This window comes from Glaciecola siphonariae, assembly GCF_042652645.1.
Lineage (GTDB): Bacteria > Pseudomonadota > Gammaproteobacteria > Enterobacterales > Alteromonadaceae > Glaciecola > Glaciecola siphonariae.
On record NZ_JBHSGU010000005.1, the window covers coordinates 586,082 to 599,756 of the forward strand.

Below are 13,675 nucleotides of genomic sequence, written 5' to 3' on the forward strand. Positions count from 1 at the left end.
ATTGTGTTGATAATTATTTTAGTGACCACTTAGCTAGCGGAGGCTAAAAAATCTTGAGCAAAGCGCTGCAATACGCCACCAGCGGCATAAATAGATAGCTCTTCGGCAGTGTCTAAGCGACAGGTTACTCCCACCGTAAGTTGCTCACCGCTCGCTTTTGTGATCACTAAGCTCAAAGTAGTGCCGGGCTTACACTCTCCAAGCACGTCAAAGGTTTCAGTGCCGTCCAAACCTAGACTTGTTCTGTTAACGCCCGCTTTGAACTCTAGCGGCAGCACACCCATTCCGATTAAATTTTGGCGATGGATGCGCTCAAAACCTTCGGCCACAATAATCTCAACGCCCGCTAGCCTAACGCCTTTTGCTGCCCAATCGCGTGAGCTTCCTTGGCCGTAGTCTGCACCAGCAATAATTATCAACGGCTGTTTGCGCTGCATGTACGTTTCAATCGCTTCCCACATGCGCATGATCTTACCTTCTGGCTCAACCCGCGCATATGAGCCTTGCTTCACCTTACCGTTCTCAATCACCATTTCGTTAAGCAATTTGGGGTTGGCAAAGGTGGCTCGCTGCGCCGTCAAATGATCGCCTCGGTGCGTTGCATAGGAATTAAAATCTTCCTCAGGTAAGCCCATTTTGTGCAAGTATTCACCGGCGGCACTGTTCATTTGAATAGCATTAGACGGTGATAAATGGTCGGTAGTGATATTATCGCCTAATATAGCCAGTGGACGCATGCCTCGCATACTGCGCTCGCCTGCAAGCGCTCCCTCCCAATAGGGTGGACGACGAATATAGGTCGACTTTTCACGCCAATCATAAAGTGGGTTGAGGTTAGCCTCTTCCACTTTTAGGTCAAACATAGGTTCATAGACTTTACGAAACTGTTCTGGCTTAACCGACGATTTTACCACCGCATTTATTTCTTCATCGCTAGGCCAGATATCTTTTAATAAAATCGGTTTACCCTCGGCATCAAAGCCAAGCGGGTCTTTTTCAATATCAAAGCGAATGCTACCGGCAATCGCGTAGGCCACCACCAGCGGAGGTGACGCTAAAAATGCTTGGTCGGCATGGGGATGAATACGGCCGTCAAAATTACGATTACCAGAAAGCACCGCAGTGGAGTAAAGCTTACGCTCCTTAATTTCTTGTTCAATTTTAGGGTCTAAGCGTCCACTCATGCCGTTACATGATGTACACGCAAATGCGACCACATCAAATCCAAGGGTTTGTAACTCCGGTAATAAAGAGGCTTCTTCCAAATAGAGTTTCACGGCTTTAGAGCCTGGCGCTAAAGAGGTTTTCACCCATGGTTTGCGCGTTAAACCAAGTCGGTTTGCATTGCGGGCAATCAAACCGGCTGCAATCATATTGCGCGGGTTGCTGGTGTTGGTGCAGCTTGTGATAGCGGCTATGATCACAGCGCCATCGGGCATGCGGTTAGGCTCAAGCACATATTTGCCAGCAATCCCTTTGCTTAATAAATCGCTAGTGGCCACCCGTGCGTGTGGGTTAGAGGGGCCGGCCATGTTTCGCACCACACTCGACAAATCAAAATGGAGCACTCTCTCATATTCGGCATCTACCATATCATCTGCCCACAAACCGGTGTGTTTAGCGTAGTTTTCTACCAATTTAACCTGTTCGTCTTCTCGACCGGTTAAGGTGAGATATTCGGTGGTTTGCTCGTCAATATAAAACATGGCTGCGGTGGCACCATATTCAGGTGTCATATTTGAAATAGTCGCTCTATCGCCTAGGGTTAAGTGTTTGGTACCTGCACCAAAAAACTCTAGATAGGCCGATACCACCCGCTCTTTGCGCAAAAATTCGGTCAACGCCAGCACAATGTCGGTGGCGGTAATGCCCGGCTGGGGCTGACCGCTAAGCTCAACGCCTACTATGTCGGGCAGGCGAAGATAGGAGGCTCGCCCCAGCATCACGCTTTCGGCTTCTAATCCTCCCACGCCAAGCGCAATCACGCCTAAGGCATCTACCATGGGCGTGTGACTGTCGGTACCCACTAAGGTATCTGGAAAGGCAACGCCATCGCGCTTTTGTACAACCGGCGACATGCGCTCAAGGTTGATTTGGTGCAAAATACCGTTACCTTGCGGTATCACATCTACATTTTTAAACGCAGTTTTAGTCCAATTAATAAAATGGAAACGGTCTTCATTGCGCCGGTCTTCGATATCACGATTCTTTTGAAAAGCGTCTTGCTCATAGCCGGCATGTTCAACCGCTAGAGAATGGTCTACCACTAACTGCGTTGGCACCACGGGATTCACCTTGGCCGGGTCTCCGCCTTTCGCAGCAATCGCATCACGTAAGCCAGCGAGGTCAACTAAGGCGGTTTGCCCAAGAATGTCATGGCACACAACACGGGCCGGAAACCACGGAAAATCTGAATCTCTACGACGATAAATTATCTGCTCTAGCGCACCTTTTAGCTCGTTGGGCGGACATCGACGAACCAAATTCTCGGCAAGTACTTTGGATGTGTAGGGTAAGCCCTTGTAAGCATCTGGCTTGATCGCGTTTACCGCCGCTTCGGTGTCAAAATAGTCTAACTGGCTGTTTGGCAAAGGTTTACGATACTCGTAGTTCATACTTTCCTCGATTTGGTTGCAGGCATTGCGCGTGTTATCTGACTTTCATAGATGCTGGCATGGTGAATAAAACGAGCGCTAAGCGCGCTCATCCATTGCAGGTACTTCACGGATATCTTCGCCGGTGTATTCGGCAGACGGTCGAATAATACGGTTATCTGCGCGCTGCTCCATTACGTGGGCTGCCCAGCCTGTAAGGCGAGACATCACAAATATCGGCGTAAAGAGTTTGGTCGGAATCTGCATAAAGTTGTAAGCAGATGCATGGAAAAAATCAGCGTTACAAAACAGTTTTTTCTCTCGCCACATGACTTCTTCACAGCGCACCGAGACCGGATATAACACAGTGTCGCCCACTTCGTGAGAGAGCTTTTCAGACCAGTGCTTGATAATCGCGTTGCGCGGATCTGAATCAGAATAAATCGCGTGCCCGAAGCCCATGATTTTTTCTTTTCGCGCGAGCTTGCCCATCATTTCTTCTTCAGCGTGTTCAGGGGATGTAAAACTTTCAATTAGCTCCATCGCCGCTTCGTTCGCGCCTCCATGCAGAGGGCCTCGCAAAGAGCCGATTGCGCCTGTGATGCACGAATGCATGTCGGATAATGTTGATGCACAAACGCGCGCTGTGAAGGTCGAGGCATTGAACTCGTGCTCTGCATATAAAATTAGCGACACGTGCATTACCTTCTCAAACAATGCACTTGGCTTTTTACCGTGCAGAAGATGCAGAAAATGTGCGCCAATTGAGTCGTCGTCGGTTTCTACGTCTATACGGACGCCGTCGTGGCTGAAGCGATACCAATAGCAAATTATCGAAGGGAAACACGCCAACATGCGGTCGGTAACTTGGCTTTGCTGTTCAAAACTATGCTCCATTTCAAGATTACCCAACATAGAACAGCCTGTACGTAATACATCCATTGGGTGGGCATCGCTTGGAATGCGCTCCAGCACGTCTTTAAGAGCCTGCGGAAGACCACGCATAGACTTGAGGCTTGCTTTGTAATCGCGCAACTGCGTTTCGTTCGGCAAGTCACCTTCTAAAATAAGATGGGCCACCTCTTCAAACTCGCATTTGTCAGCTAAGTCTTTCACGTCGTATCCACGATAGGTTAGGCCAGAGCCCGACACACCTACGGTTGAGAGCGCTGTTTTACCTGCTACCTGACCACGTAAACCTGCTCCGCTTAATACCTTTGCCATTCTCTACTCCTGCTTAATAAGGGTTGTATGCTGTGTAAACTATTTTTTGTCTGCGAATAAACTGTCGAGCTTTTGCTCGTATTCGTGATATCCCAAATAATCATAAAGCTCCATGCGAGTCTGCATGGTGTCGAGCACCGCCTTTTGGTCACCTGTTTCCAAGATAGACTGGTACACGTTCTCGGCAGCCTTATTCATCGCGCGGAAAGCACTCAAGGGGTATAGCACCATTGCAGCACCCCACTGACCAAGCTGCGCCTTATTCCAAAGCTCGGTTTTTCCGAATTCGGTGATATTGGCCAAAATGGGGACGTCCAGTGCCTGTGCAAACGCCTCATAATGCGCTTGCGTCTGTATCGCCTCTGCAAAAATTCCGTCAGCGCCGGCTTCAACATACGCTCGAGCTCGCTCAATGGCTTTTTCCAGACCTTCTTGAGCAAAAGCGTCGGTGCGCGCCATGATAAAAAAGTCAGGGTCTGTGCGAGCGTCAACTGCCGATTTAATGCGGTCGACCATCTCTTGTGTGCTTACAATCTCTTTGTTTGGGCGATGCCCACAGCGCTTTTGCGCAACTTGGTCTTCCATGTGCACTGCCGCGGCTCCGGACTTTTCCATATCACGAATGGTTTTGGCAATATTAAATGCGCCGCCCCAACCCGTATCGATATCGACCAATAGGGGCAAACTGCTGGCAGCGGTAATACGCTGCACGTCAGCGAGCACATCATTGAGCGATGTCATGCCCAAATCAGGTAATCCATAAGAGGCATTGGCAACCCCACCACCAGATAGATAAATCGCTTGATGCCCAATTTTTTCGGCCATAATGGCTGTATATGCGTTAATGGTTCCCACAATTTGTAATGGATGATTGTTTGCTAGCGCCTCTCTAAAGCGCTTGCCTGGGCTGTGGCTCTGCTTAGTCATTAAGGGTCCTTAATTTTGTTTCAATATTGTTTTTTGAATACAGGATATGCCGGCGCATCAATAGTTCTGCCAGTTCCCCATCTCGATTCGAAATAGCCTGCACTATGTTTTTATGTTCGGTAAATGCGGTAGTAACACGAGGCCCTGCCATGCCTAACTGCACGCGATACATGCGCACCAGATGATAAATATTATTACTTAACATGCTGATTAAGGGCTGGTTGTGACTACCTAGTAAAATGCGATAATGAAAATCTACGTCACCCGCTTCTTGGTAATACGATTCGCCGTCTTTTACCTCTTTAAAATGCTCTGACAACAAGGAATTGAGTTCACTTATTTCGTCGTCTGTCATATTTTGCGCCGCCAATCTTGCCGCCATGCCCTCAAGAGCCTCTCGTACCTGATATAGCTGCACGAGCCCTTGATGCGTCAATGTCACCACTTTCGCGCCCACATTTGGCGTGCGCTCTACCAAACTAGCAGAGCTCAATCGATTAATTGCCTCACGCACAATGGCACGGCTGACGCCGTACATTGTCGACAATTCAGTTTCGCTTAGCTTAGCACCGGCTACCAACACACCTTCAACAATATCAGCCCTCATGGCAATAAAAGTCTTATCTGATGCAGTTATAGGCAATTCTGAAAAAGGCGACATTACGGCACTCATTAAGCAAGATTGTCGACAATATAGTGAAATGTATCATCACATGCAAGTCAGCAAGCAGAATTTATGGCGGCAATTGCGTAAATACTTCTCTTCCTTAGGTGCCAAGTATTCTTGCAAACTGTACAGGCAAGTATTTGTAGATTTTAAGCGTTAATCGGTGTGTTGGGTTTTTAGATATGAAGACGCGAAGCTGCTAACCAAATGCGCGGCTAATGCGAAGACGCCAGACGCTTTTTCCAATTTCCTTCATGATCGCGCAGGCAGGCTTGTTCTGAATCAAATACGATATGGTGCTTAGGGGCTTTTAATAATACACCCGCTTTGAGTAAATCGGCGTGAATACGCTTGGCAAAAACACTTAAATAGCCCTCAGACGCCGCATCGGTAGTAAAAACACAGCGGATTTGTAAGCTCGCTGGAAAATTAGAATAATCGGCGGTGTGGGTCAGCCATAAAAACTCCGGAGTCAGCCCTTTAAGATACTCACACGACAGTGTGAGCGCCTTAATAACATTGGCATCTAGTTTCTTAACTGTCTTTTTCACCCTTGCGCTCCCTTAAACACTTAAAAGTCTATCTTTCCTCGTAGTACCTTTTTTGTGCCGGTACGTTTTTTAGCATCTACACGCTTTTTCTTAGCGTTAAGGCTAGGTCGCGTTGCCTTTCGCGGTTTCGCTTCTGCCATTACCGACAGTATCAGTGCCTTTAAACGTTTTACTGCATCTTCTTTGTTAAGTTCTTGGGTGCGATGCGATTGCGCCTTTATGATGACAACGCCGTCTTTACTGATTCGGCTATCGTTGAGGTTTAACAGCCTAAATTTATATTTGTCAGCTAACGACGAGGCCTGAATGTCAAAACGCAAATGAATGGCAGTAGCAACTTTATTGACGTTCTGACCGCCGTTGCCCGCTGAACGTATCGCACTTAATTCATACTCAGCTTCAGGAATTTCTAGGTGTTTTGCGCTCGCATTATTCACAGTGGCTAGGCTCTATTTGATGGGTTTTGCGTGACCTTGAGCGACGCTGTAGCGATACTTACCTCAACAAAAAAGCAAATCATGCCACAAGATAATAAACCCACTGAGGTCACAAAACTCAAAACAATATAAGGGTTGAGCGCAACATTGTAATAACCCTCTAGCACCAGCAAGAAGATATTCAGGCAAACCACAACCGCCGCACCCGTCAGAAAATTAATAGCCGCATTTGCCCACTTCATTCTGCGCGCCAATGCTTTAAGCTCAGCGTCGCGATTGCGCTGACAGCTCGAGGCCTCAGGCATATCGTACCAGCGAACGCGGTCGACGATGCGAGCTAAACGCGCAGTTAACGAATTAAGTAAAGTCCCAATACCAACAATCAAAAAAACCGGTGTAAGGGCATGCTGAATTAAAATTAGTGCGGTGTCTTGTGCTTGCAAATTGCGCTCAACTTTGTGCGTGTACGTTCACGGCTTATCAGTATTTCACGCACTACAAAAATAGTACAGGGCTGCATTCTTATAATGTTATGTAATGTGTTGTGCATAGCCTTTTGATGCCATCAGAAATATATAAAAACCGCCCAGTAAACCTTTTACCTATTTTTAGCGACTCAGTGAATATTACCGGCTTACTAGAATTTAGTGAATTTCACCAAGCTTGCGTTTATTACACCATCTTTCACGATTACAAAGAATGGTACGCTATTGATTTTACTAGATTTCATAGTTTGGCACAGGTGATGCTATCTACAATGCAACACCGTTTAAAATTTAAAATAAACGCTAACAAAATAACTGACGCACTGCGTAATTAATTTATCCAGCGCTGAGGTTAACTAAAGGACACATTATGACTAAGCAAATCAAACTTCCTGTTTTCGCCTTTATGGCGCTCGTAAGCTCAAGCCTTCTTCTGGCAGGGTGCGTTATTCACGTTGGCGCCAGCGACGATAAAGGCGGGTATTCATACGCAAAAGAACGCAATTACTCCAGCACCAATAAAAGCGTAAAGGTGGCCCAAGGCGTGAGCGCAGGCAATGTTTCTTCGGTCAATGGTTCAGTCAAGGTTGAAGATAATGCTAGCGTTGAAGAGGTCAGCAATGTAAATGGCCGCATTTCCATAGGCGAAAATGTCACCGCAGCCGACGTAAGTGTCGTAAACGGAAAAGTCAGTATTGGAAAAGGGTTTACCGGTCAGGGCAATATTGAAACGGTTAACGGCCAAATTAAAATCGATAGTGACTCATCGGTAACAGGCAACATTGAAACGGTTAACGGCGATATTGAGCTTGAGGGTGTTTCAATAGGTGGCAGTGTGTCGAGTACGAACGGCGACATCTCTCTCTTAGACGGTAGTGTAGTAAATGGTGACGTCATCTTTGAAGGACGCCCAAATAAGAATAAGTCTTGGAGAAACAAAGCGCCTACGCTTAAAGTCGACGCAGGCTCAACAATCAAAGGGAAAATAATAATATATAAAGACGTAGACTTTGATTTTGCAGACAGCGCGTTAATGTCTAAGGTTGAAAGACGTTAACAGAAGTTTATGCAAGTAGGGTTGAGTTAAACTGCATTTAATTTCTTAGTTCTTTATTAATTTATTCGAATTGCAAAAAGGTTAAACAGGCGTTCAAGGTTTTTTCGTTTCATACGATAAGCTATAGTAGTGACGATTTACACGTAAAAGAAATACGTGATGAACCATCTAAGCAAAGGACGCCTTCTCTTGAGCGACAGTAAAGCCCAATTAGCCAGACTCGAACAACAACTCATCCGCGAGCGCACAGCGCGCAAAAAAGCGGAAGATATGTTGCGCGTGAAAACGCGAGAGCTTCATGCGGCGAGTGAATTTGGTGACTTTATGACCGAGCGCTTGGATTTGGCCATCGCATCGGCCGGCGAAGTCGTTTGGGAATACGCCATTGCTGAAAACAACTTTTATCAGTACGACGGTTTCAAAGACGGGCGGGGACGCATAGATTTAGCAGCAAGCTACACGGACGTTGTTAACTCCTATCATTTTGACGACCAAAAGCTCGCCGATAAATTGTGGCAGCAGCTCATGAACGATGAGGTCTCAACCATAGAATTTATTGCTCGACGATATATCCCTGCTCATAAAATGTTTCGCTGGAATCTCGTGCGCGGAAAAAAACTGCACGATAAGAAAACCGGTAAAGCGGTTAGCGTGATTGGTATGTTTCGAGATGTGCACGAACAGCAACTTGAACATATTGCGTATCGCACCATCAAAGGGACCTTTGATGCCAGCCAAGTGCCCGGCTTTATTTGTGATTTCGCTAATCAATTTATCATGGTTTCTGATTCGTTGTGCTTGCTCTTGGGCATCGAAAAAGAAAGTCTCACGCAAAAGCAGCTGCATACGCTTCTGCCAGTTGAAAAAATCAAGCAATATCAAAGCGCCGATGAACTAAGTTTTGTTGCCACTTTGAATACGCCGAAAGGCGAGCAATCATTCTTATTCAAATACTCACCACTGGTTCAAGCGCCTTTGAACGACGGTTCACTGCAATATGCGGTAGGGTTTATCCTTCCACAAAAATAACAGCCTTACTTTACGCGATTCATTGAAATTTAGCGCGATTTCATCAACACTACGCTTACCATATCGCAACAAAGATCATCATGAAATTAGAGACTATCCGCTGTAAAGCCGCTGTAGCTTGGGGCCCTGGCCAAGATTTAAAAATCGAAACCGTAGATGTCGCACCGCCTAAAGCTGGCGAAGTGCGCATAAAGTTAATTGCGACTGGCGTATGCCACACCGACGCCTATACCCTCTCAGGCGACGATCCGGAGGGAGTATTCCCGAGCATTCTCGGTCATGAGGGAGGCGGTATCGTCGAATCCATTGGTGAGGGTGTCACTAGCGTAAAAGTGGGCGATCATGTTATTCCACTGTACACCCCAGAGTGCGGAGAATGTAAGTTTTGTCAGTCGGGTAAAACCAATTTATGTCAAAAAATCCGTGCCACCCAAGGGAAAGGGCTGATGCCGGATGGCACTTCCCGTTTTTCGATTAATGGCGAGATAATTTATCATTACATGGGCACATCTACGTTTTCTGAATACACCGTGCTGCCTGAAATTTCTTTGGCAAAAGTCAATCCAAAAGCACCACTTGAGGAAGTCTGCTTACTAGGCTGCGGGGTTACCACCGGAATGGGTGCCGTTATGAACACTGCAAAGGTAGAAGCAGGTGCAAGTGTCGCGATTTTTGGCTTGGGCGGAATTGGCCTGTCGGCAATTATTGGCGCTGCAATGGCAAAAGCATCTCGCATAATAGCCATTGATATAAACGAACGTAAATTTGATTTGGCAAAGCGCCTAGGCGCCACCGACTGTATCAATCCAAAAGACTTCGACAAGCCCATCCAAGACGTCATTGTAGAGCTTACCGACGGCGGCGTGGACTATTCATTTGAATGCATAGGCAACGTTGACATCATGCGCAGTGCGCTGGAGTGCTGCCATAAGGGATGGGGTGAATCGGTGATCATCGGCGTTGCCGGTGCAGGCCAAGAAATATCAACACGTCCGTTTCAGCTCGTCACCGGAAGAGTATGGCGCGGCACGGCGTTTGGCGGCGTAAAAGGACGTTCAGAGCTACCTGATTACGTAGAACGCTATTTAGCAGGTGAGTTCGCTCTCGATGATTTTATTACTCACACCATGAGCCTTGAGCAGGTAAACGAGGCGTTTGAACTCATGCATAAAGGCGAGTCCATTCGTTCGGTAATACATTTTGAGCAGCAAGGTTAATCCATGTCGATAACACTCCTTAGCAGCAACGCCAGCTTTGGTGGCTGGCACAAACAGTATTCCCATGCATCGAGCAGCAATCAGTGCACCATGCGCTTTGCCATTTATTTGCCACCACAAGTTGAGCAAGGGCATAAAGTACCGGTGCTATATTGGCTGTCAGGCCTTACCTGTACCGATGAAAACTTCATGCAAAAAGCCGGCGCACAGGCCGCTGCAGCAAAACTAGGTATTGCTATCGTGGCCCCCGACACCAGTCCTCGCGGCGATGACGTTGCCGATGCCGACAGCTATGACCTCGGCAAAGGCGCAGGTTTTTACGTCAACGCAACACGCATGCCGTGGGCAAAGCACTATCAAATGTACGACTATATTGTGCATGAGCTTCCGGCATTAATTGAAAGTCAATTTCCGGTAAGCGATAAACGCGCAATTTCTGGCCATTCAATGGGTGGGCATGGCGCGCTCAGCATCGCACTTAAAAACCCAGAGCGCTATACGTCTGTTTCGGCATTTTCACCCATTTGCAATCCAGTAAACTGTCCTTGGGGGAAAAAGGCCTTTGCCACTTATTTAGGTGATGACACAAGTACTTGGCAAGAATATGATTCATCGATACTGATATCTAAAGCAAGTAAGCACTTACCTATGCTTGTTGACCAAGGCAGTGCAGACGACTTTTTGCATGAGCAGTTAACACCAGACGTTCTTACCAGCGAAGCTCAAAAAGCGGGATATCCGCTTACCTTGCGCATGCAGGACGGCTACGACCATAGCTATTACTTTATAGCTAGTTTCATTGAAGAGCATATTAATTTTCATGGCAAGTGCCTGGGCTTGGCGTCTAAAGCGCCTTAAAATAGGCATAAAGCGCCTGTTGAGGGGCAAGTTGCATATCGCTCAGAGATTTTAAGGATATTTGAGCGATAATGCTTTGGCCTTGTGCATCAACAGTGAGCACTGCACGATTATCGACTTGTTCAATGTTACGCAGCGTTACCGGCAAGCAATTCAGCATGCTTGAGCGCAAATCACCCTGCCGTGCAATTACAATAGACTGGGCTTCTAGCAGCAATCGGTGGGTGATGTGAGCATCTTCGGTAAACCTTGCATATACGGGTGTATTAGTGCCTTTTAGGCAAAATTTGCTCAAATGATTGCGTGTATCTTGGGCAATAAAACTTAGCTCTAACGCTGAAAAGCCATTCACCGAGCCATTTTGCATCTGCGCAAGGGCCGCGCTTGTTGAGCCATGTTCAACAATCTCGCCATCTTGAATCTGCACAAGCGTATCGCTCATTAAGGCAAGTTCCCGATGCGAGTGGCTTACCATCACAATTGCGCGCTGTCCTGTCTGGCAAATCTGCCGCAACTGTTTATATATCCTATGGCGCAATGCCCAATCCATCGCGGAAAAGGCCTCATCAAGCAGCAAAATCGGCTTAGCCGACAGCAAGGCTCGTGCAAGCAAGCCCCTTTGTTTTTCACCGCCTGATAAAATATGGCAAGGGCTGCGTAACAAGTGCTCAACTTCACATAGCTTGACAACTTCGTCCATCGTGATGGGCTCACAATCATCAAAGCCATATTTTTGCCTAAGCTTAGCCGATGTCTTCGCGCGCCAAATCGATTGAGCAAATACCAAATCAAGGTTTGCTTGCAAACTAAGATGCTCAAATAAAGGTGCATCGCTGCCAAGATACACACAGGGGTTCTGCTGAGTGCTCAGCCCGTCAAGCGAAATTCCGCTAAGGCGAAGCTGTGTTTCGGCTTTACTCAAGCCCGCCATACGTTTTAACAAGCTTGTTTTACCCGCGCCAGAATCACCCAATATGCCTACCACAGCGTGCAGATCTAGATTTAACGACAAATCTCGATGCTTTGATGAAATCTTGGGCGCCGCTCTCAAGTTCAGGCTTGGCGTACTGATATTGAATATCAACGCGGAGCTAGCATCATAAGCGGTATTGTTATCGTTCATGACTACCAGCCCATCCTAGGTCGATGCCTAACATTAAACTTATATAGCAACACTAGGCTGATAAAACTTAAGGAGAGTAAAAATGCAGCAAGTGTATGGGCCTGCGCATAATTGAGCATCTCAACCTGATTAAACAGCGCGATAGACACCACTTGTGTCTCACCTGGAATATTTCCACCGATCATTAAAATCAGACCAAACTCCCCTAGAGTATGGGCAAAACCAAGGGTGGCCGCGCTTATCATACTTGGGCGTATTGCTGGCAAAAGCACGTAAAACCATGCCTTGGTTTTTGATAATCCTAAGGTTTGCGAGGTGTCCATTATTTGATGACCGCTAGTACGAAAGGCCTGCAATAGAGGCTGCACAACAAATGGCAAAGAATACACCACTGAGCCGAATAAGATGCCGGCAAAACTAAATACAAACTGCGTACCAGTCGCGCCAAGCCAGGCCTGCCCAAGGAAAGTATCGGGTGAAAATGCCACCAGTAAATAAAAGCCAAGGACCGTTGGCGGCAACACTAAGGGCAAGGTGATGAGCGCCTCAAACACGCTTTGCAGAGGACCTTGATAGCGCGCGAGCCACCAAGCCAGCGGCAGGCCAAACGCAAATAAGATGGCAACTGTAAACAGTGCTAACTTAAGCGTCAGAAAGAGCGCTTCCCATTCTACCGCTGAAAATACGAACTCAGCCATCCGTTGCGCCTATTTCGAGATAACCTAGCGCGAGCAGTTTCTTTTGCACAGCGTCAGAACGCAGATAATTCAGCAGCGCTGTAGCGCTAGCAAAGCCCTCAGCATCGGGCTCAAGCAACACTACGCCTTTTTGTAAAATAGCGGGATAGCTGCCGCGGGGCAGCGCAGTAAAGCGAGTATACAAATCGTGCTTGTCTGGAAATTTAGCCTGCGCCTGAACCAGCATCGATTGCGCCACAAAGGCTATCTGGGCGTTGCCGGTATCTACAAATTGGAAGGTTTGAGCGATATTGTTTCCATATACTAGTTGAGTCGCTATTTGTGAGTAGTTAGGAAGAGATTTAAGATAATGCTCAGCGGCTTTGCCAAAAGGAGCAGTTTGAGGGTTAGCGATGGCAATCCGCTTCGGCGGTTCGGGTGTAAAGTGTGCACGAGCTGGCAAATCATTCTCGGATGGCCAGATCACTAAAGACCCTCTAGTGTAAGTAAGCGCTTGCTCGCCTAATCCTTTTTCAATTAAAGCTAGGGGACGCTTGGCGTCAGCAGACAAAAACAAGTCATAGGGCGCCCCATTTACAATTTGTGCAAACAACACCCCCGAAGAGCCAGACACTAGTCGAATATTGCCGGTACGCCATTCATCTGACTCAGCAATGATTTGACTTAGCGGATAATAAAAGTTACTCGCCACAGCCACGGTTAATGTGGCGCGGTTGCCCTGTGGTTTGGCGCTGATGCCCTGCGCCTGAGCATAGGCGATCGTCGAACAATACGCCATTATTAAGGTGAGCAAAATCACGGCCGAAGC

The 13,675-nt window shown here is 47.2% G+C and carries 14 protein-coding genes; 4 read left to right on the plus strand and 10 right to left on the minus strand.

Annotated elements, in window-relative coordinates; all coding sequences use genetic code 11:
• Positions 1 to 29: 29 nt before the first annotated feature.
• The 7 genes from acnD to ACFO4O_RS13685 all read right to left on the minus strand — a co-directional run bounded on the left by acnD (position 30) and on the right by ACFO4O_RS13685 (position 6,843).
• On the minus strand, positions 30 to 2,615 hold the full coding sequence (gene acnD / locus ACFO4O_RS13655; RefSeq protein ID WP_382409436.1) for a Fe/S-dependent 2-methylisocitrate dehydratase AcnD: 2,586 nt from the start codon (positions 2,613 to 2,615) through the stop codon (positions 30 to 32).
• A gap of 78 nt (positions 2,616 to 2,693) precedes the next feature.
• Positions 2,694 to 3,818 (minus strand): bifunctional 2-methylcitrate synthase/citrate synthase, encoded by a 1,125-nt coding sequence (prpC, locus tag ACFO4O_RS13660; protein ID WP_382409438.1) that lies wholly within the window; start codon positions 3,816 to 3,818, stop codon positions 2,694 to 2,696.
• A gap of 39 nt (positions 3,819 to 3,857) precedes the next feature.
• On the minus strand, positions 3,858 to 4,745 hold the full coding sequence (prpB, locus tag ACFO4O_RS13665; protein WP_382409440.1) for a methylisocitrate lyase: 888 nt from the start codon (positions 4,743 to 4,745) through the stop codon (positions 3,858 to 3,860).
• Positions 4,738 to 5,406, minus strand: a complete 669-nt coding sequence (locus tag ACFO4O_RS13670) for a GntR family transcriptional regulator (RefSeq protein ID WP_382409442.1) — start codon at positions 5,404 to 5,406, stop codon at positions 4,738 to 4,740. The genes prpB and ACFO4O_RS13670 overlap by 8 nt, the downstream gene beginning before the upstream one ends.
• A gap of 221 nt (positions 5,407 to 5,627) precedes the next feature.
• The gene (locus ACFO4O_RS13675; RefSeq protein WP_382409444.1) at positions 5,628 to 5,963 is read right to left on the minus strand and encodes a Fis family transcriptional regulator; all 336 of its coding nucleotides are present in this window, start codon (positions 5,961 to 5,963) and stop codon (positions 5,628 to 5,630) included.
• Between the two features lie 20 nt (positions 5,964 to 5,983).
• A complete protein-coding gene (gene arfB / locus ACFO4O_RS13680; RefSeq protein ID WP_382409446.1) occupies positions 5,984 to 6,400 on the minus strand; it encodes an alternative ribosome rescue aminoacyl-tRNA hydrolase ArfB in 417 nt (138 codons plus the stop codon).
• 5 nt (positions 6,401 to 6,405) lie between these two features.
• Positions 6,406 to 6,843 (minus strand): DUF2721 domain-containing protein, encoded by a 438-nt coding sequence (locus ACFO4O_RS13685; protein WP_382409448.1) that lies wholly within the window; start codon positions 6,841 to 6,843, stop codon positions 6,406 to 6,408.
• 412 nt (positions 6,844 to 7,255) lie between these two features.
• Between ACFO4O_RS13685 and ACFO4O_RS13690 the strand changes: the two genes are divergently transcribed.
• The 4 genes from ACFO4O_RS13690 (at position 7,256) to fghA (ending at position 11,046) form a co-directional block, all read left to right on the plus strand.
• Positions 7,256 to 7,942 carry a DUF4097 family beta strand repeat-containing protein gene (locus ACFO4O_RS13690; protein ID WP_382409450.1) on the plus strand — a complete coding sequence of 229 codons (687 nt, stop codon included), beginning with the start codon at positions 7,256 to 7,258 and terminating at the stop codon, positions 7,940 to 7,942.
• A gap of 189 nt (positions 7,943 to 8,131) precedes the next feature.
• Complete coding sequence (locus ACFO4O_RS13695) at positions 8,132 to 8,971, plus strand: hypothetical protein (RefSeq protein ID WP_382409452.1); 840 nt, start codon at positions 8,132 to 8,134, stop codon at positions 8,969 to 8,971.
• An 80-nt stretch (positions 8,972 to 9,051) separates the two neighbouring features.
• The gene (locus ACFO4O_RS13700; RefSeq protein WP_382409454.1) at positions 9,052 to 10,188 is read left to right on the plus strand and encodes an S-(hydroxymethyl)glutathione dehydrogenase/class III alcohol dehydrogenase; all 1,137 of its coding nucleotides are present in this window, start codon (positions 9,052 to 9,054) and stop codon (positions 10,186 to 10,188) included.
• Positions 10,189 to 10,191: 3 nt separating this feature from the next.
• Positions 10,192 to 11,046, plus strand: coding sequence for an S-formylglutathione hydrolase (gene fghA / locus ACFO4O_RS13705; protein WP_382409456.1), 855 nt, complete (start codon positions 10,192 to 10,194; stop codon positions 11,044 to 11,046).
• On the opposite strand, the gene ACFO4O_RS13710 is transcribed toward fghA, so the two are convergent.
• Genes ACFO4O_RS13710 through modA form a run of 3 tightly spaced genes read right to left on the minus strand, consistent with a single transcriptional unit; the run spans position 11,033 to position 13,666 of the window.
• Entirely contained in the window at positions 11,033 to 12,169 is a 1,137-nt protein-coding gene (locus ACFO4O_RS13710; protein WP_382409458.1) for an ATP-binding cassette domain-containing protein, read from the minus strand. The genes fghA and ACFO4O_RS13710 overlap by 14 nt on opposite strands.
• Positions 12,170 to 12,171: 2 nt before the next feature.
• Positions 12,172 to 12,867 carry a molybdate ABC transporter permease subunit gene (modB, locus tag ACFO4O_RS13715; protein ID WP_382409460.1) on the minus strand — a complete coding sequence of 232 codons (696 nt, stop codon included), beginning with the start codon at positions 12,865 to 12,867 and terminating at the stop codon, positions 12,172 to 12,174.
• Complete coding sequence (gene modA, locus ACFO4O_RS13720; protein WP_382409462.1) at positions 12,860 to 13,666, minus strand: molybdate ABC transporter substrate-binding protein; 807 nt, start codon at positions 13,664 to 13,666, stop codon at positions 12,860 to 12,862. Before modA ends, modB begins: the two co-directional genes overlap by 8 nt.
• Between the last annotated feature and the right edge of the window lie 9 nt (positions 13,667 to 13,675).

Excerpts from the sequence above, each read along its gene's own strand:
- acnD (WP_382409436.1), bottom strand. The coding sequence starts at position 2,615 with ATGAACTACGAGTATCGTAAACCTTTGCCAAACAGCCAGTTAGACTAT.
- prpC (WP_382409438.1), bottom strand. The coding sequence starts at position 3,818 with ATGGCAAAGGTATTAAGCGGAGCAGGTTTACGTGGTCAGGTAGCAGGT.
- prpB (WP_382409440.1), bottom strand. The coding sequence starts at position 4,745 with ATGACTAAGCAGAGCCACAGCCCAGGCAAGCGCTTTAGAGAGGCGCTA.
- ACFO4O_RS13670 (WP_382409442.1), bottom strand. The coding sequence starts at position 5,406 with ATGTCGCCTTTTTCAGAATTGCCTATAACTGCATCAGATAAGACTTTT.
- ACFO4O_RS13690 (WP_382409450.1), top strand. The coding sequence starts at position 7,256 with ATGACTAAGCAAATCAAACTTCCTGTTTTCGCCTTTATGGCGCTCGTA.
- ACFO4O_RS13700 (WP_382409454.1), top strand. The coding sequence starts at position 9,052 with ATGAAATTAGAGACTATCCGCTGTAAAGCCGCTGTAGCTTGGGGCCCT.
- fghA (WP_382409456.1), top strand. The coding sequence starts at position 10,192 with ATGTCGATAACACTCCTTAGCAGCAACGCCAGCTTTGGTGGCTGGCAC.
- ACFO4O_RS13710 (WP_382409458.1), bottom strand. The coding sequence starts at position 12,169 with ATGAACGATAACAATACCGCTTATGATGCTAGCTCCGCGTTGATATTC.
- modB (WP_382409460.1), bottom strand. The coding sequence starts at position 12,867 with ATGGCTGAGTTCGTATTTTCAGCGGTAGAATGGGAAGCGCTCTTTCTG.